The organism is Planomonospora corallina (assembly GCF_042650625.1).
Classification (GTDB): Bacteria; Actinomycetota; Actinomycetes; order Streptosporangiales; family Streptosporangiaceae; genus Planomonospora_B; species Planomonospora_B corallina.
Map to the genome: position 1 here is coordinate 47,191 of NZ_JBHSBM010000030.1, position 15,727 is coordinate 62,917.

Genomic DNA, 15,727 nt, shown 5'->3' on the forward strand with positions numbered 1-15,727 from the left:
CGCTCAGCCGGCCGAGGCGGCCGCGGGCTGCGGCTCCCCGGCCCCGCTCGCAGGGGTGCGCATGCCGGCCAGCCCGGCGACGGTCGCGACGGCGGCGACGGCGGCGGCCCACAGCCACACCGAGCGGCCGACCTGGAACCAGACCAGGGTGCCGAGGACGGGACCGAGCGCGGTGCCGAGTCCGAAGACGCTCTGCATCGCGCCGATGTAGCGTCCGCGCAGCCGCTCGGGGCCCGCCATGGCCGGGTAGGCGAAGACCGTCGGCCCGCCGATGATCTCCGACAGGGTCCAGACCAGGGTGCCCACCATGAACCAGACCGGGAGCGGGGAGATGGCGTAGATCGCGTAGCCGACGGAGACCAGGCCGAGGCCGAGCAGCGCGGTGAGCCGGATCGGCCAGCGCTGCACGATCTTCGTCATCGCCAGCTCGCAGGTGATGACGATGAGTCCGTTGAGCGACACGGCCGCGCCGTACCACCACAGGCTCAGGCCCGCCGCCGCGACGTCCAGCGGGAGCGTGGCCGTGTACTGGCAGTACACGATGGAGGTGAGCAGGACGGCGACCAGGTAGAGGCTGTAGCGCCGGTCGGCGAAGACCGCGAGGTATCCCGAGCGGCCCGCCGGCTCCGGCTCGGCCGAGGCTCCGTCCGCGGCCTCGGGCCGGGGCCGGGCGGTGTGCCGGGGCAGGGCGAGCGAGGCGATGACGGCGAAGGCGAGGGCCGCGGCGGCCTCGCCCCAGAAGAGCGCGTTGTAGGAGACCGAGAGCAGCGCGGCGCCGATCAGCGGGGCCGCGGTCATGCCGAGGTTGAGCCCGAGCCGGTACATCGCGGTGATCATCACGAGGCGGTGCTTGGGCGTCAGCTCGGTGAGGAGCACCTGGGCGGCCGGCCGGTAGAACTGGCCGACCGTGCTGACCAGGAAGATCGCTCCCAGCAGGAGCGGGTAGGTGGGCAGGTAGAGGATGGAGACGATCAGCACGGCCGATCCGGTCATGCTGATCAGTGTGGCCGCGCGCGGCCCGAGCCGGTCGGAGAGCGAGCCGCCGACGAGTGAGCCCACGACCGCGCCCGCGCCGTAGACGCCGAGCGCGAGGCCCGCCTGGGTCGGGGAGAAGCCGCGGTTGGTCAGGAAGAGCACGAGATAGATCTGGATGAACGCGGCGAGCTTGTTGACGAACACGCCGAGCAGCAGCGCCTTGGCCGCGCGGGGCGTCTCCCGCAGGGTGACGAGGACGCCGTCGTCGCCCCGGCGCGGCGGGGGCGCGGCGGTCCCGGTGGTGGTCCCGGTGGTGGTCCCGGTGGCCGGGCCGGCGGGCCCGGCGGTGCCGGTGGTGCCGGTGGTGCCGGTGGTGCCGGTGGTGCCGGTGGGCTCCTGGCCCTCGATGACGGCGGTCATGCTGCTGCCTTCACTTTCAGGTTGGTCTCGGCCGCGTCCAGGGCGGTGCGGCACTCGGCGGGGTCGGCGGAGACCGCGGTCGCGTAGGCGATGCGGCCCCACAGGGTGCCCCTGGGCGGGGGCGAGACGACGGCGCCGGGCTCGACGACCGGGACCGCCCGGTCGACGGCCGCGGGCAGGCCGGCCTCGTCGAAGGCGATCGACTCGATCGTCGTGTCGTCCTCGCCGACGTAGAAGAAGCGCACCCCGGCGGCCAGCTCGCGGCGGGGCGTCACGTCCGGCTCACGCCCGCAGGCCACCGCGGCGGCGGCCAGGCCCGGGTCGATCCCGGTGGTGAGGAGCCCGAGGTAGGGGATCATGTCACCGCCGAGGCGGCCGTTCACCTCGATGACGCGCGGGCCCCGGGAGGAGAGCTTGATCTCCGTGTGGGTGAAACCGTCGGTGAACCCGAGGGCGGTGTGGGTGTCCTGCAGGATCCGGCGGAACTCCGGATCCCGCAGGAGCGGGTCCCGGGCGTCGACGTAGTGCCCCACCTCCTCGCAGTACGGCTCGTAGCCGAGGACCTTGCGGGCGAGGAAGAGCGGCGTCACGACGCCGTTCCGGACGACGGCGTCCACGCTCACCTCGGGACCGTCGGCGTACTCCTCGACCAGGACGGGCACGTCGAACGTGGCGCCGTCGGGGACGGTGAGATCGCGGACGAAGGCGAAGCTCCCGGCGAGCTCCTCCGGGTCGTCCACCTTGATCACGCCCAGGCTGCCGCCCAGGCCGCGCGGCTTGAGGACGGCCGGGTAGCCGGTCTCGCCGGCGGCCTTCAGCGCCTCCTCCAGCGTGCCGACGGCCAGGGAGCGGGGCTGCGGCACACCGTGGGCGTCGAGCGCGACCCGGGTGAGGTGCTTGTCGCGGCAGCGGCGCACCATCCCGGTGTCGCCGCCGGGCAGGCCGAGGGCTTCCGCGACGTGGGCGGCGGCCAGGATCCTGGCCTCGTCCCAGCACAGCACGCCCCGGACGGGCTCGCGCGCGGCCAGGCCGAGCGCGGCGGGGACCATCCCGGGACCGTCCACGGTGCTGTCCACCAGGGTCCAGCCGGTGACGTACTCGCGCTCCCAGCCGGGCTCGGCGGTGCTGAACAGGTGGACCCGGTACTCGGTCGCGATCGAGCGCAGCAGGTACTCGCGGTAGTGCCGCATCCCCGTTGCGATCACCAGGATCAGGGGCCGGTCGTCTGCGGTCATCGTCATGCCTCCTTGGCGGCCGCCATGAGCGGCCTGTCGGGGATCTGCAGATCGGGTGTCTCCAGCGCGTCGAAGAACTCCTCCCGGACGGCCTCCTCCTCGGTGGGCGCGATGCGGGAGGCCGCGAAGCGGAGCAGGGGCGGCGCCATCATCGAGGTCACCACCGCGACCAGCACGATCACCGTGTAGGACGCGGTGGTGAGCACGCCGAGCCGGAGCCCGACCATGGCGATGATCACCTCGATGACGCCCCGGGAGTTGAGACCGGCGCCCAGGGCGAGCGCCTCCCAGCGGGTACGCCGCGCGACGCGGGCGCCCAGGTACGCGCCGGCGAACTTGCCGGCGACGGCGATGACGAGGATCAGGAGCCCCGCGGTGAGGACGACGGGGTCGGACAACTCCGTCAGGTCCATGCGCAGGCCCGCCGTCGCGAAGAAGATCGGTGCCAGCACCGCGCCGACGAACGTCTGCAGCGGGGCCAGCCGGGCGACCTTGAGGTCCGGGGACGAGCCGACGAGCGCCCCGCAGACGAAGGCGCCGAGGATGGCCTCGAACCCCAGCGCGTGGGTCACCGCCGCGGAGAGCAGGAACATCACCGTCACCGCGGCGATCAGCGGGCGGTTCCCCCGGCCGCGGTCGGCCAGGCGCAGCACCCGGGTGACCACCCGGCGCCCGAGCAGCAGCGCCGCCAGGACGAAGACGGCGAGCAGCGCGACCGCGGTGGCCGCGGCCTGGCCGGTGCGGGCTCCGGCGGTGGCCAGCGCGGAGACCACGGAGAGCAGGAACCAACCGGCCACGTCGTCGATCACGGCGGTGCTCAGCACGAGCTGGCCGATGTCCCGGTGGAGCAGGCGCATCTCCGTGAGGATCTTGGCGATCACGGGGATGGCGCTGACGGACAGCGCGACGCCGAGGAAGAGGGCGAACACGGTGGGGTCGGTGCCGTCGGCGACCAGTCCGGCCGGGACCAGGAACCCGGCCGCGACGCCGAGGCCGAGCGGGACGAGCAGCCCCGCCCCGCTGATCCAGGCCGCCGTCCTGCCCTGGCGGCGCAGGAATCCGGCGTCGAGGTGCATGCCCGTCATTCCGACCAGGAGCAGGACGCCGAGCTGGCCGACGGCGTCGATCAGGTGGAAACGGGCCGGGTCCTGCGGCAGCAACCAGGCGAACAGGTCCGGCGCCACGTTGGCCAGCAGCGACGGCCCGATGAGGATGCCCGCGCACAGCTCGCCGAGGAGCGTCGGCAGCCCGAACCGGACGGCGAGCCGCCCCAGGGCGGTCGCCAGGCCGAGGAGCAGGCCGAGCTGGAGGAGGAAGGTCATCAGGTGGTGGGCGGGGATGACTGCCACGGGCGCTCCCGCGAGCGGCACGGTGGAGGTCGCGGCGAGGGTCAAGGTGAGGGTCACGGCGTCACTCGCCGTCCTCGACGTAGTACCAGTTCTCCGGCGCGATCATTCCGAAGGGGTTGATCGGTTCGAAGCCCCGCAGGTTGCCGGCCACCTCGAACAGCCGCAGGGAGAAGTTCGGGATGAAGATGACCGGGACCTGCTCGGCGATGTAGTCCTGGTAGGCGTAGAGGGCGCCCAGGTCGTCGGTGGTGACCGAGCGGGCGATCAGCTCGTCGGCCTTCGGGTCCGTGTAGTGGCCGAAGTTGCCTCCGGCGTCGGTCTTGAACAGGATCTCCCCGCTCGGGAAGTGGTAGACCCAGCCACCGCCCCAGGTGCTCAGCTCCCACAGGCAGGGGCTGTCGGGCCCGGGGACGCAGGGGGCGTCCTCGGCCACCAGGACCGAACCGTAGACCTCCTGCAGCCGCAGCTCGATGCCGGCGCGCGCCGCGTCGTCGCGGAACTGCTCCATCAGCCGGGTGAGCGCCGGGCGGCCCTCGGCGTACCGGAGCGAGAAGCTGAGCCGGGTGCCGGCGGGGATGCCCGCGCCCGCCTGGCCGGGCCCCTCTCCGGGGTCGGCGCACACCGCCGGGAAGACGCTCGTGTCCCAGCCGTTGTCCGCCAGGAGCCCGCGGGCGCGCTCGGGGTCGAAGGGCAGCACCGGCGGGCCCTGCAGGGCGGGCGAGACCAGGTCGCTCGCGGGGTGGCACGGGACGGGGCCGTCCTGCCGGTAGGCGTAGCCGTGGTAGATCTCGCGGGCCGCCCGGTCCTGGTCGAGCGTGTGCTGCATCGCCTGCCGGATGTAGGTCTGGGCGAGCATCTTCCCGGCCACGGTCGGGTTGTTGTAGTTGAGCGGGATGTAGCGGATGCAGAAGGCCGCCTGCGGGACCAGCGTGTAGTGCTCGCCGAGCGGGTTGGGCCCGCCCCTGGTGGGGTCGTCGGTCGGCTCGTTGCTGAAGCTCAGCGGCAGGTAGCCGACCTGGATGCCGTCCGGCCCGTCCGGACCCGCCAGGAGCCGCTCGTACTCCTCGCCGTCCGACATGAACGGGACCTGGCGGAACTCGTCGAGGTACGGCTTGTTCGGGCCGGAGTAGTGCTCGTTGGGCACGAAGGTGACGACGCCCTCCAGGGTGTAGCTCTTCAGCCGCCACGGGCCGCTGACCACACTCCAGACGGGGCTGTCGGCCCAGTGGACGCGGTCGGAGTTGTCCTCCTCCAGCACGCCGCCGTTCTCGGCCATCAGGAAGTCGTAGACCGCCTCGACGTCCGCGAGGTCCTCGGAGGCGTTGGCCGGCCCGTCCGCGGTGCGGTCCCAGGCGCGGGGCATCGGCGTGATGGTGCTGAGCTGGTTCATCAGCACCCAGCGCTTGGAGTAGACCTTGTCGAAGGTGAAGTAGACCTTGTCCTCGGCGAGCTTGCCGTAGGAGACCAGGTTGTCGGGGAAGTAGCCGGGGACGTACTCGCCGTAGCGCTCTCCCTTGACGGCCATCATGTTGACCCAGAACAGGACGTTGTCGGCGCGGACGGTCTCCCCGTTGGACCACTTCCAGGGCTTGATGGTGACGGTGACCGTCCGGCCGTCCTCGCTCCACTCCGGCGGCTCGCCGATGCTGAGGTCGTAGTCGACCTCCGGCGTGCCGTGGGTGCCGAAGAAGTACAGCGGCCGGTACATCAGGATCTGGAACTCGAGCAGGTTCCTGGTGCCGAAGCGCTCCGGCGGGGTGAACGGGAAGATGATGGACGGCGGGAAACCGGGCGCGCAGGCCCAGGTGACGGTCCCGCCTCTGATGGGGGTCTCTCCGCGCGCGGGCGCGACGGTGCTGGCGGTCATGTCCGGTCCTCGTGCTCGTCGGCGGTGGCGGTGGCGGTGGCGGTGGCGGTGGCGGTGGCGGTGGGGAGCTCCTCCAGCAGGGAGGTGCCGGTGGCGGCGTGCTCGCCGTACCGCTCCCACTCCTCGTGCAGCCGGACGCGCCCGTCGGGAAGCGGCTCCGGGGTGCTGTGGCAGCGGCCCGAGACGATCTCCCCGGTGTCCAGGACCATGCAGTAGGCGAAGTCGAGGGTGCCGTCCGGGCCGCAGATCCCAGTGAGGGCGCCCCGCCGGGCGTGGCCGCCGGCGAACTCCCCCCACAGCAGGTCGCGGTCCTGCCGGTAGGTCGCGGTCGGCGACTCCACGCCGGCGGGCACGTCCCCGGAGGTGAAGCGCCGGCCCTCGTAGTGGTTCTCCCGCGGGCTCACCGCGGGCCTCCGCGCAGCTCCAGCGTGCAGCACTTGGCGCTGCCGCCGGACTTGAGCAGCTCCGACAGCTCCACGCAGATCGGCTCGAAGCCGCGCTCGCGCAGCTCGTCCGTCAGATGGGTGGCCGCGGACGGCAGGAAGACGTGGCGGCCGTCGGAGACGGCGTTCAGGCCGAACGCCTCGGCGTCCTCCTCGGTGGCGATGACGGCGTCGGGGTACAGCACGCGCAGCACACCCCGGCTCTCCCGGGAGAACGCCTCCGGGTAGTACATGATCAGGTCGTCGTCGAGGACGGCCAGGGCCGTGTCGAGGTGGTAGAAGCGCGGGTCCACCAGCCGGAGGCCCACGACGGGCAGGCCGAAGAGCTTCTCGGCCTCGCGGTGCGAGCGGATGTCCGTGCGGAACCCCGTCCCGGCGAGCAGGTAGCGGCCGGCGAGCAGGTAGTCCCCCTCCCCCTCGTTGACGTGGGCCGCCTGGTGGGTCTCGTAGCCGCGGGCGCGGAACCACTCCAGGTAGGCGGGGCCCTCCGCGGCCCGCTCGACGTGCCGGAAGCGGGCCGAGAGCACCTTCCCGCCGATGACCGTGGCGCCGTTGGCCGCGAAGACCATGTCCGGGTAGCCGGGCAGGGGCTCGATGAGCTCCACCCGGTGGCCGAGGGAGCGGAAGGCGTGGACCAGGCCGTCCCACTGGAGCCGGGCGAGGGCGCCGTCCACCGGTTTGCCGGGGTCCATCCAGGGGTTGATGGAGTAGACGACGTCGAAGTGGGTGGGCGGGCACATCAGGTAGCGGCGGGTCCGGGCGACGCGCTCCCCGGGGGCCGCGGTGCGGGGTGCGGGGACCGGGGGCACGGCGGGGGCCGGGGAAACGGAGGTCCCGGCACGGGGCGCGGGGCCGAGGGTCAGCTGCGTCATCGGGGGTCTCCGATCGGGGTGAGGTCGACGCGGATCCGGTCCGCGAGGTCGTTCATGACCTGCCGGGCGTCCTCCAGGGAGTCGCCGGTGGTGCCGAGGAAGCCGAGGATGCTGTTGCCCTCCGGGGGGCGCCGGACGACGTCGCCCGGCTTGGCGGTGACCTTGAGGAAGAAGACGCGGTCCGACTCGCTCACCTCCGCGGGCACCTCGATCCGCTCGATCCGGCCCGCCTCGCAGAGCAGGCACATGGCGGTGACGTGGACGCCGGTGGGCGCGTAGTGGCGGACGCGGGGCCGCCGGCCGCACGCCACGTCCATGACCGCGCGGATCGGGCAGTGGTCGGCGGTGATGCGGGCGATGAGGTCCAGCCCTCCGCCCCCGGGCCGGATCGCGATCTCCAGCAGGTACGGCTCTCCGCGGTGGAAGCGGACCTCGGCGTGGAGCACGCTGCGGCGCAGCCCCTGGGCGCGGGCGCCGGCCGTGACGACCCGGTGCACGGCGGCCACCTGCTCCGGTCCGAGCGAGGTGGGCGCGTGGTGCACGTCGTCGTCGAAGGTCCCGCCCTCGGCGGTGATCCGGTCCACGACCGAGCCGAGGTAGACCTCCCCGTCCCAGACGACGGCCTCGATGAGGAACTCCTCCCCGTCGAGGAAGGACTCGACCATCAGGCCGTGCGGGCCGAGGTCGATGCCCTCGGCCTCCATCCCGAACCACGACATGCCCTCGATGCCCTCGGCCGCCTGCGGGAACGTCCTCCTCAGCTCCTCCTCGTCGTCGATGCGGAACACGAAGTTGCTGGCGGCGCCGAGCGTGGGCTTGAGGATGACGGGGTACCCGAAGTCCTCGGCGGCCCGCCGGGCCTCCTCCACGTCCGCCACCAGGCGGAAGTCCGGGTGCGGCGCGCCGTGCCCGAGGTGCGCCCGGCGCATCAGCAGCTTGTTCCGGCTGGTCCGGGCGGCCTCCGGGCCGACGCCCGGCAGGCCGAGCGCCTCGGCGACGACGGCGACGGCGGTCACGGCCGACTCGGAGAAGGTGATGATCCCGTCGAAGCGCTCCTGCTCGTGCCAGGCCTTGGCCGCGGTGACGAGGTCGTCGATGTGCTGGGAGCCCGCGATCCGGTAGCGGTCCTCCGGCCAGAAGTCCGGCGTGCCGATCCCGTTGAGGACGTAGAGCTCGGCGCCCAGGTCGGCGACCTGGCGGTAGCGGGACTGGTAGTAGGCGCCGTTCTGGCGCGCCTCCAGGGCGAGTAGTTTCATCGGGCGCTCCGGGGCAGTCGGGGCAGCGGGAACGCGGTGACCGTCTCGGCGCCGGTCTCCAGGGTGAGCTCCACGCCGCCGGCCTCGGCCTCGGCGGCGGTGTCGATCAGGATGGGGGCCGCGCAGGCCAGCAGGGTGCGCACCTCCAGCAGCAGGTCCCCGGGCTCGGCCCGCTCCGCCGCCAGCAGCCGGCCGAGCTGGGTGACGATCCCGTCGGCCGCCCTGGTCAGGCTGAACGACGGCAGCTCGTAGCAGAGGCGGAAGCGCTCGACCATGACGGCCGCCCGCCTGCGGCCCTCGTCGGTGACCTTGAGCTCCTCCCCGGGCGCGGCGAGGCCGGCGACGCGGTCGGCCAGGGCGTTCCACGGCGCGCGCAGGCGCCGTTCGGCCACCTTGTCGAGCCCGTCCCGGGTGAAGTTGGCGCGCTGGTCCTCGGGGCAGGTCAGGGCGAGGTAGAAGCGGGCCAGGTCGCGGGGGACCTCCGCGACGAGGTCGGCGCCGCGGATGAGGTGGCCGCGGCTGGTGGAGAACTTCTCGTTCTCCAGCTCGTAGAACTCGTTGCAGATGTTGGCGTCCGGGGTGAGGTAGCGCCCGCCGTGGGCGAGCAGCATCACCAGGTCGAGCATCCCCCAGAAGTAGACGTTGTCGAATCCGTGGAAGTAGACGAGGCGGTTGCCGCTGTCGGCCCGCCAGAGCGCGTCGACCGGCCCGCCGGGCTCGCCGGCCGCCTTCCAGGTGCTGTAGATCGAGGCGGGCATGGCCTCGATCCACGGGTAGAGGATCTGGCCGGGCGTCTCGGCGAACGGGGCGTCGATCCCCCAGCCCGGGGAGGGCACCGTGATCGGGATCTCGGGCAGCGGCCGGGCGAGGATCTCCTGGACGAGCTGCGCGCCGTGCCGCCGCCAGGTCTTCTCCCGGGCCGCGTAGTAGGCGGTGAGCTCCGCGCGGTACCGCTCCATGGGCAGGACCAGGACGGTCGCCTCCCGTGAGGTGACCGGGTCGGCGGGGTCGAGGACCGAACGGGGGCCGATCAGGTCGTCGAAGTGGTTGGGGTGGCCGCAGCCCTCGCAGGATCCGCCGCAGCTGTCGGCCAGGCAGGACGGGCACTCCCCGCTGACCAGGCCGTCGAACAGGTACGTCCCGGCGTTCTCGGCGTACGGCATGCGCACGGTCCGGGTCTCGAACCGCCCCTGCCGGTACAGGGCGGTGACGAAGTCGAGCACCGTGCGGCGGTAGACCTCGTCGACGGGCGGCAGCGGGGCGAGGGAGACGCCCATGGCCTCGACCGAGCGGCCGATCAGCGTGGTCGAGGTCCGGCAGAGCTCGCCGGGCGTCGTGCCCCGCCGGCGGGCGGTGGAGACCATGTAGGACTGGCTGTCGTCGGTGCAGGTCGCGTAGGTCACCGGCCGGCCGTCGGCGCGCAGGTAGCGGGCGTACACGTCGCCGGCGAGGTACGGCCCGGCCATGTGGCCGACGTGCAGGTCGCCGTTGGGCGTGGGGGTCGCGGCGATGACGATCGTGCGGGTCATCTCTCCTCCTGCGGGCCGTCGTGGCGGGCGGTGAAGGCGCCGGCCGTGTCGGCGTCCCACCAGATGCCGTACATCTCGAAGTCGGCGGTGCCGTCGTTGACGACCTGGTGATCGGTGCCGGGCGGGAAGTAGGCGACGTCGCCGGCGGCGAAGGCGGTCCGCTCGCCCTCGCTCTCCAGGACCGCCTCGCCGGACAGCGCGATGAAGATCTCGTACTCGTGGTGGGCGTGCCGGGTGGAGGCCGTGCCCGGCCTGACGACGCACCAGGCGCCCTCGAAGGGGGCGTTCAGCGTCGGCCAGGGCAGCAGCCGCTTGGCGAGCAGGCCGTTGTCGGGCCTGAGCTGGTCGGTGTGGAAGGTACGGAGGTCCACGGAGGTCTCCTCGAAGGGGGGATCGGCCGGGGATCGGCCGGGGGGCTGGTCAGGAGGCCACGGGCAGAGCGAACGGTGCGAGCAGCTCGGCGGCGGCCAGGCGTTCCCGGACGTCTCCGACGATCTCCTCGGCCCGGCTGGCGAGCACGCTGAGCAGGGAGTCCGCGATGCCGTGCGTGTCCTCGTTGACGCCCTGCAGGTAGCAGGCGGCGCCTGAGCCCGGGGGCAGGCCGAGCCGGTAGACGCGGTCGACGCCGATCTCCTGGAGTCCGGCCCGGACCGTCATGTCGCGGACCAGCCAGGGCATCCGGCGGTCGAAGCCGGTGCCGAGCAGCAGGATGTCGCAGGCCAGCTCGTCGCGGCGGCCGGTCTTGCGGTCGGTGAGGGTGAGGACGATCTCCTCGCCGTCGAGCCTGGCGCCGGTGATCTCCGCCATCGTGATCATCCGGAGCCGCTCCTCGCCGTTGAGCCGCTCCAGGTAGGTCTGCCGGTAGAGGGTCTCCAGCAGACCCGGGGAGAGGCCCGCGTAGTTGCTGCGGTGCATCTCCGCGAGGAGCTGGCGGCGTGCCTCGGGCCGCGCGCCGTAGAACTCGTCGATGAAGGAGGAGTAGAACAGCTCGTTGGTGAACTTGCTGCTCTCGTAGCCGTTGAGGCCGATGGAGCGCATGATCATCGTGCAGCGCGACCGGGGCATGCCCTGGTGGGTGGACCACAGCATCTCGGCGGCGCTCTGCGCCCCGCCGATCACCGCGACGCGGTGCGGCGCGGCCGGGTCGAACCGGCTGATCTGCTGCGTGTACTCGGTGCTGTGCACGATCCGCTCGCGCGGCAGCGCGCCGAACACCTCGGGGATGTGCGGGTCGCGGCCGATGCCGACCACCAGGGTCCGGGCGGTGACGGTGGAGCCGTCGCCGAGGTGGACGGTCCACTCCTCCACCCCGCCTCCGGGCCGCAGGACCGGGTCGATCCGGACGCACCGCCGGCCGTACTCGATCCGCACCAGGGAGAGCGACTCCGCCACCCACAGCAGATAATCCGATATCTCACTCCGATAGGGCGTGAAGCTGCCGAGGTTGACGAATTCGTTGAGCCTTCCGGCCGAGTGCAGGTAATTGACGAACGAGAAACGGCTCTGCGGGTTCCGCAGGGTGACGAGGTCTTTCAGAAATGACACCTGGCTCTGCGCCCAGGGCAGCAGCATCCCCCGCTGCCAGGACGCGTCCTCGTGCTGTTCGATGATGAGGGTCCGGCTCGCCAGCTCCGGCGAGAGCTCCTCCATGGCCACCGCGAGGGCGAGGTTGGAGGGGCCCGCGCCGATGGCCAGCACTTCGACTCTCTGATGGTTCACTGTGGTCGCCTCCCAGACGACGTTCCGGGCTCTCGCCCGGGGCGGATGGACCGCCGGCCGGTCATTGCCAGCCGGCTCCTGACGCGGCGGCGACGGGGCCGCCGATCGTTTCCATTTCTTTCTCATCCTTTCCACCACCGGCGTACCGGCGTCTTCCGCCGGTCGCGTCCCGGATTTCCCCGGAGATTCATCGTGCTTTTCTCCGGCACTTCGGATTCTTGCCGCGGATCAGTTCCGGGATAAGTCCCACCGGCTGTCAGCGGCCTGCAATGGCAGGACGCTGCCAGGCTCGGCGCCGAGCAGGACGGCGTCGGCCAGGCACGGGACGAGCCTGGCGCCGCAGCCGTCCAGGGACCAGCCGGCGAGCCCGGGCGCCTCGCCGAGACAGCGCCTGCACAACCGGGCCGCGACGGATTCGGCGTCGTCGAGCGTGGGCTGCGTGACGAAGAGCCCGAGGTCGGCGCCGGCGGGGCTCATCGCGCTGTAGACGTGCTCGATCCGGTCCTCGGGGGCCGCCAGGGCGAGGACGAGGTCGCGGAGTGCGCGGGCCGGCATCCGCGGCGGGCGGGAGCCGCCGGACTCGGGAGCGCGCAGGCGGGCGGTGATGAGGTACATGGTCCGACGGTCGCCGCTCGCCGGCGGATCCTCCAGGGATCCGGCCTGGCAGGCCCCTGCCGTGCAGGAGGCTGCCAGCGGGCCGGGTGCCCCCGCGGGGACCTTCCAGGCGGGCGGTTAAGGCCCGGTTACCCGGCGGACGCGTAACCTCGGCATGACTCCGCCCGCCTAGTTTCGCGGTGCGACCGGTCGGGCGGGGCCGGCCCCGCCCGGCCGGTCGTGTCACGTTCGCGCTTGCCGCCGGGAGGGGTCGTGCTTTCGCTGCTTGGCCTCGGGTCCGCCGAGGAAACCGTCTACCGCGCCATTCTGGAGAACCCCCGCCACGGGGTCTCCGAGCTGAGCGAGAAGCTGGGCTGGCCGGTTCCCCGTATCCGCGACGCGCTCGACGAGCTGGCCCGGCTGTCGCTGCTCCGGCCGTCCTGGGAGGAGCCCGGCGTGCTGCGCCTGGTACGCCCCGAGGTCGGCCTGTCCGCGCTGCTCGCCCGGGAGGAGGCGGCGCTGCTGACCCGGCAGCAGGAGATCGAGCAGGGCCGGGCGGCGGTCGCCCAGGTGATCGCGGCTTACGCCGACCTGAACCCCGCCCAGCCCAGTGAGAGCGCCGAGAGCCTGTTCGGCATCGACACCGTCCGCACCCGCATCGAGGAGCTGGCCCTGCGCTGCCGCCACGAGTTGCGGGGGTTCGAGCCGCAGGGCTCGCAGACACTGGCGAACATCGACGCGAGCAGGCCCCTGGACCGGACGCTGCTGGAGAACGGGGTGCGGATCCGCATCGTCTACCTCGACAGCGTCCGCAACGACCCGCACACCCTCGCCTACGCGACCTGGCTGGCCGAGCTCGGCGGCCAGGTGCGCACGGTGCCCACCCTGCCCACCCGGATGATCGTCTTCGACCGGGAGGCCGCGCTGGTCCCGATCGACCCGGGCGACAGCAGTGTCGGCGCGGTGCTGCTCCGCGGTGCGGGCGTCGTCACCGCGCTGACGGCGCTGTTCGAGCAGGTCTGGGAGAGGTCCGACCCGTTCGGGGAGGAGCCGCGCCGCGACGAGCAGGGGCTGAGCAGCCAGGAGCGCGAGGTGCTGCGCCTGCTGTCCATGGGCCTCACCGACGAGGCCGTCGCCCGCAAGCTCGACGTCTCCGTGCGCACCCTGCGCCGCATGACCGCCGAACTGATGGAGCGCCTCGGCGCCCGGAGCCGCTTCCAGGCGGGCTGCCTGTCCGCCGCCCGGGGCTGGATCCCCACCCGGAGTTGAATCACCCACAGAGCGGGGTATGACCATTTCTCCTGAAAAATGAGTATTGATGCGATTTAGGTGTTCTCAACCGATTCTCTCGTCCGCAGGCCCGTCCGGCAGGCGGTGCGGAGACAAGGAGTGAACCCGGATGATTCGTGACCGCTTTCCCCGCGCCCTCTCCCCCGGCCCGCCCCGCGTAGCCGTCAGCGCCCTGCTCGTCGCCTCCGCGGCCCTCGTCGGCGCCCCGGCGCTGATGTCCGGCGGGCCCGGACGGACCGTGACGGGCCCGAGCGCCGCGGGACCGCCCCTTCCGGTGGAGCAGCCGCGGCACGCGGCGACGGAGCGCCTGCTGCGCACGGCCCGGGAGCAGATCGGCATCCGGGAGAACGCCGAGGGGGGCGGCACCAAGTTCCACTCCTGGTACATGGGCACCGAGCGGGCCTGGGAGACCGCGGCCCGCGACGGCCACAGCGTGCAGGCCTACGTCAACGCGCCCTGGTGCGCGATGTTCGTCTCCTGGGTCGCCGAGCAGGTGGGGATGCGTCCCATGACCGGCTCGGACGTCTACGTCGTCACCTGGGCCCGGCGCTTCCAGCTCGACGGCCGCTGGGGCGCCGCCCCCGCGCCCGGAGCCATCGTCTTCTTCGACGTCGACGGCAGGGGCGGGCCGGGCGAGGACGTCTACCGGATCGACCACATGGGCCTGGTGGAGAAGGACAACGGCGACGGAACCATCACCACGATCGAGGGCAACACCGACAACGGCCTGGTCGAGCGGCGCGTCCGCCACGAGGACGAGATCGTCGGCTACGGCTACCCGGACTACCCCGTGATCTGGGGGCCGCGCTCGGGCGCCCCGGCGCGGGCGGCCGGGGCGGGCTGGTAGGCCGGACCGGGTTCGGCGCAGAAGACGACGCCGGCGGTGGTCACCGTCACCTCCGGGCAGGAGGCCGGGACGAAGGCGGACTCGCCCGCCGCCAGCCGCAGGGGCCCCGCCTCCGCCTTCCCCTCGGTGCACAGCAGGATGCGGGGCGCCCCGCCGGGCAGCCGGTGCTCCCCGGTGAGCCGCCGGAGCCGGAACTCCTGCGCCGGCGCGTCGTACACGCCGTCGCGGAACGGCGCCGGGAGCGGGACGGCGGCCGGGTCGGTGACGCGCAGCAGCTCCGGGACGTCGACCGGCTTGGGGGTGAGCCCGGCCCGCATGACGTTGTCGGAAGCACCCATGATCTCCACGCCGAACCCCTCGAGGTAGCAGTGCGGCACGCCGGCGCCGAGGAAGAGGGCCTGGCCGGGGGCGAGTTCGTGCCGGCGCAGCAGCAGCGGGGCCAGGCAGGCGGGGTCGCCGGGGTGCAGCCGGGCCAGCCGTACGGCCAGCGCGTGGTCCGGGCCGTCCACCGCGGCGGCCGCGCGGCCGAGCCCGTCCGTGCCGCGGTGCTCCTGGAGGAGCACGCGCAGCGCCTCGAGCACGGCTCCCCTCCGCAGCAGCGCCACCACGTCCTCCAGCGCGGGCAGGCCCAGCCCGGCCAGCAGGTCGGCGGCCTCCGCCGCGGGGCGGAACCCGGCCAGCGCGGTGAACGGGGTGAGCGCGCACACCAGCTCCGGCTTCGGCCACGGATCGCCGTAGACGCCGCGGGCGTGCCCCTCGGCCGCCTGCTCGGCGGACGGGTGGACCTGCAGGGAGAGGGGCCGGGCGACCGCGATGAGCTTCATCAGGTACGGCAGGCGCGCGCCGAACCGGGCGAGCACCGCCTCGCCCAGCAGCCCGGCCGGGTCCTGTACGACGGCCTCGGCCAGCGAGCGCCCCTGCCCGGCCAGCAGGGAGGGGCCGGCCGGGTGGGCGCCGAACCACATCTCCGCCTCGGGGCCGGGAGAGGGCACGGGCCGCCCGGCGAGGGAGGCGATGTCGGTGCGCGACCCCCAGGCGTAGTCCTTGACGGGGTTGACCAGCAGGTGCATGCGGGGGTCCTCGCTCGGGCGCGCTCGGCGCACCGGTAGATTAACCGGATAAGCGAGAAGAATCTACGATCGCTGTGCCGATGCCGTCAATCACCCAGGACCGCCGGGAGTTCCGCTCATCGCCACCCCGCGCCCGGCGCCGGGCGGAACCCCGGGAAGCGTGCGGCCGGGCCCTGGGAACCGAGGACGTGGGAACACGGGAACAGGGGAACGCGAAAAAGCGCCCGCCCTCCCGGACCGGGAGGGCGGGCGCCTTGCCGC

At 72.9% G+C, this 15,727-nt stretch carries 14 protein-coding genes; 2 read left to right on the plus strand and 12 right to left on the minus strand.

Annotation, left to right across the window (positions count from 1 at the left end; all coding sequences use genetic code 11):
* Positions 1-3: 3 nt before the first annotated feature.
* From ACFOWE_RS24830 to ACFOWE_RS24880, 11 genes are all read right to left on the minus strand, one after another.
* Positions 4-1,395: an MFS transporter gene (locus tag ACFOWE_RS24830; RefSeq protein ID WP_377291819.1), complete on the minus strand. Its 1,392-nt coding sequence runs from the start codon at positions 1,393-1,395 to the stop codon at positions 4-6.
* The gene (locus ACFOWE_RS24835) at positions 1,392-2,636 is read right to left on the minus strand and encodes an ATP-grasp domain-containing protein (RefSeq protein WP_377291821.1); all 1,245 of its coding nucleotides are present in this window, start codon (positions 2,634-2,636) and stop codon (positions 1,392-1,394) included. The genes ACFOWE_RS24830 and ACFOWE_RS24835 overlap by 4 nt, the downstream gene beginning before the upstream one ends.
* Positions 2,633-4,036 (minus strand): cation:proton antiporter, encoded by a 1,404-nt coding sequence (locus ACFOWE_RS24840; protein ID WP_377291823.1) that lies wholly within the window; start codon positions 4,034-4,036, stop codon positions 2,633-2,635. The genes ACFOWE_RS24835 and ACFOWE_RS24840 overlap by 4 nt, the downstream gene beginning before the upstream one ends.
* A 4-nt stretch (positions 4,037-4,040) precedes the next feature.
* Positions 4,041-5,846, minus strand: coding sequence for an ABC transporter substrate-binding protein (locus tag ACFOWE_RS24845; protein WP_377291825.1), 1,806 nt, complete (start codon positions 5,844-5,846; stop codon positions 4,041-4,043).
* The gene (locus tag ACFOWE_RS24850; protein ID WP_377291827.1) at positions 5,843-6,250 is read right to left on the minus strand and encodes a hypothetical protein; all 408 of its coding nucleotides are present in this window, start codon (positions 6,248-6,250) and stop codon (positions 5,843-5,845) included. The genes ACFOWE_RS24845 and ACFOWE_RS24850 overlap by 4 nt, the downstream gene beginning before the upstream one ends.
* The gene (ddaH, locus tag ACFOWE_RS24855) at positions 6,247-7,161 is read right to left on the minus strand and encodes a dimethylargininase (protein WP_377291829.1); all 915 of its coding nucleotides are present in this window, start codon (positions 7,159-7,161) and stop codon (positions 6,247-6,249) included. Before ddaH ends, ACFOWE_RS24850 begins: the two co-directional genes overlap by 4 nt.
* Positions 7,158-8,417, minus strand: coding sequence for an ATP-grasp domain-containing protein (locus tag ACFOWE_RS24860; protein WP_377291831.1), 1,260 nt, complete (start codon positions 8,415-8,417; stop codon positions 7,158-7,160). The genes ddaH and ACFOWE_RS24860 overlap by 4 nt, the downstream gene beginning before the upstream one ends.
* A complete protein-coding gene (locus ACFOWE_RS24865; protein ID WP_377291833.1) occupies positions 8,414-9,946 on the minus strand; it encodes a class I tRNA ligase family protein in 1,533 nt (510 codons plus the stop codon). Before ACFOWE_RS24865 ends, ACFOWE_RS24860 begins: the two co-directional genes overlap by 4 nt.
* Complete coding sequence (locus ACFOWE_RS24870) at positions 9,943-10,317, minus strand: cupin domain-containing protein (protein WP_377291835.1); 375 nt, start codon at positions 10,315-10,317, stop codon at positions 9,943-9,945. Before ACFOWE_RS24870 ends, ACFOWE_RS24865 begins: the two co-directional genes overlap by 4 nt.
* A 49-nt stretch (positions 10,318-10,366) precedes the next feature.
* A complete protein-coding gene (locus tag ACFOWE_RS24875; RefSeq protein ID WP_377291837.1) occupies positions 10,367-11,665 on the minus strand; it encodes a lysine N(6)-hydroxylase/L-ornithine N(5)-oxygenase family protein in 1,299 nt (432 codons plus the stop codon).
* Between the two features lie 228 nt (positions 11,666-11,893).
* A complete protein-coding gene (locus ACFOWE_RS24880) occupies positions 11,894-12,280 on the minus strand; it encodes a hypothetical protein (RefSeq protein ID WP_377291839.1) in 387 nt (128 codons plus the stop codon).
* Positions 12,281-12,532: 252 nt separating this feature from the next.
* Here ACFOWE_RS24880 and ACFOWE_RS24885 point away from each other — a divergent pair, with 252 nt between their 5' ends.
* Positions 12,533-13,528 (plus strand): LuxR C-terminal-related transcriptional regulator, encoded by a 996-nt coding sequence (locus tag ACFOWE_RS24885; protein WP_377291841.1) that lies wholly within the window; start codon positions 12,533-12,535, stop codon positions 13,526-13,528.
* 130 nt (positions 13,529-13,658) lie between these two features.
* The gene (locus tag ACFOWE_RS24890; protein ID WP_377291843.1) at positions 13,659-14,396 is read left to right on the plus strand and encodes a CHAP domain-containing protein; all 738 of its coding nucleotides are present in this window, start codon (positions 13,659-13,661) and stop codon (positions 14,394-14,396) included.
* Here the strand turns inward: ACFOWE_RS24890 and manA are convergent.
* Complete coding sequence (gene manA / locus ACFOWE_RS24895) at positions 14,333-15,466, minus strand: mannose-6-phosphate isomerase, class I (protein ID WP_377291845.1); 1,134 nt, start codon at positions 15,464-15,466, stop codon at positions 14,333-14,335. The genes ACFOWE_RS24890 and manA overlap by 64 nt on opposite strands.
* Positions 15,467-15,727 lie beyond the last annotated feature (261 nt).

What these genes read in the sequence shown, in the direction of transcription:
- ACFOWE_RS24830 (WP_377291819.1), bottom strand. Translation starts at nt 1,395, where the DNA reads ATGACCGCCGTCATCGAGGGCCAGGAGCCCACCGGCACCACCGGCACC.
- ACFOWE_RS24835 (WP_377291821.1), bottom strand. Translation starts at nt 2,636, where the DNA reads ATGACGATGACCGCAGACGACCGGCCCCTGATCCTGGTGATCGCAACG.
- ACFOWE_RS24845 (WP_377291825.1), bottom strand. Translation starts at nt 5,846, where the DNA reads ATGACCGCCAGCACCGTCGCGCCCGCGCGCGGAGAGACCCCCATCAGA.
- ddaH (WP_377291829.1), bottom strand. Translation starts at nt 7,161, where the DNA reads ATGACGCAGCTGACCCTCGGCCCCGCGCCCCGTGCCGGGACCTCCGTT.
- ACFOWE_RS24860 (WP_377291831.1), bottom strand. Translation starts at nt 8,417, where the DNA reads ATGAAACTACTCGCCCTGGAGGCGCGCCAGAACGGCGCCTACTACCAG.
- ACFOWE_RS24865 (WP_377291833.1), bottom strand. Translation starts at nt 9,946, where the DNA reads ATGACCCGCACGATCGTCATCGCCGCGACCCCCACGCCCAACGGCGAC.
- ACFOWE_RS24880 (WP_377291839.1), bottom strand. Translation starts at nt 12,280, where the DNA reads ATGTACCTCATCACCGCCCGCCTGCGCGCTCCCGAGTCCGGCGGCTCC.
- ACFOWE_RS24890 (WP_377291843.1), top strand. Translation starts at nt 13,659, where the DNA reads ATGATTCGTGACCGCTTTCCCCGCGCCCTCTCCCCCGGCCCGCCCCGC.
- manA (WP_377291845.1), bottom strand. Translation starts at nt 15,466, where the DNA reads ATGCACCTGCTGGTCAACCCCGTCAAGGACTACGCCTGGGGGTCGCGC.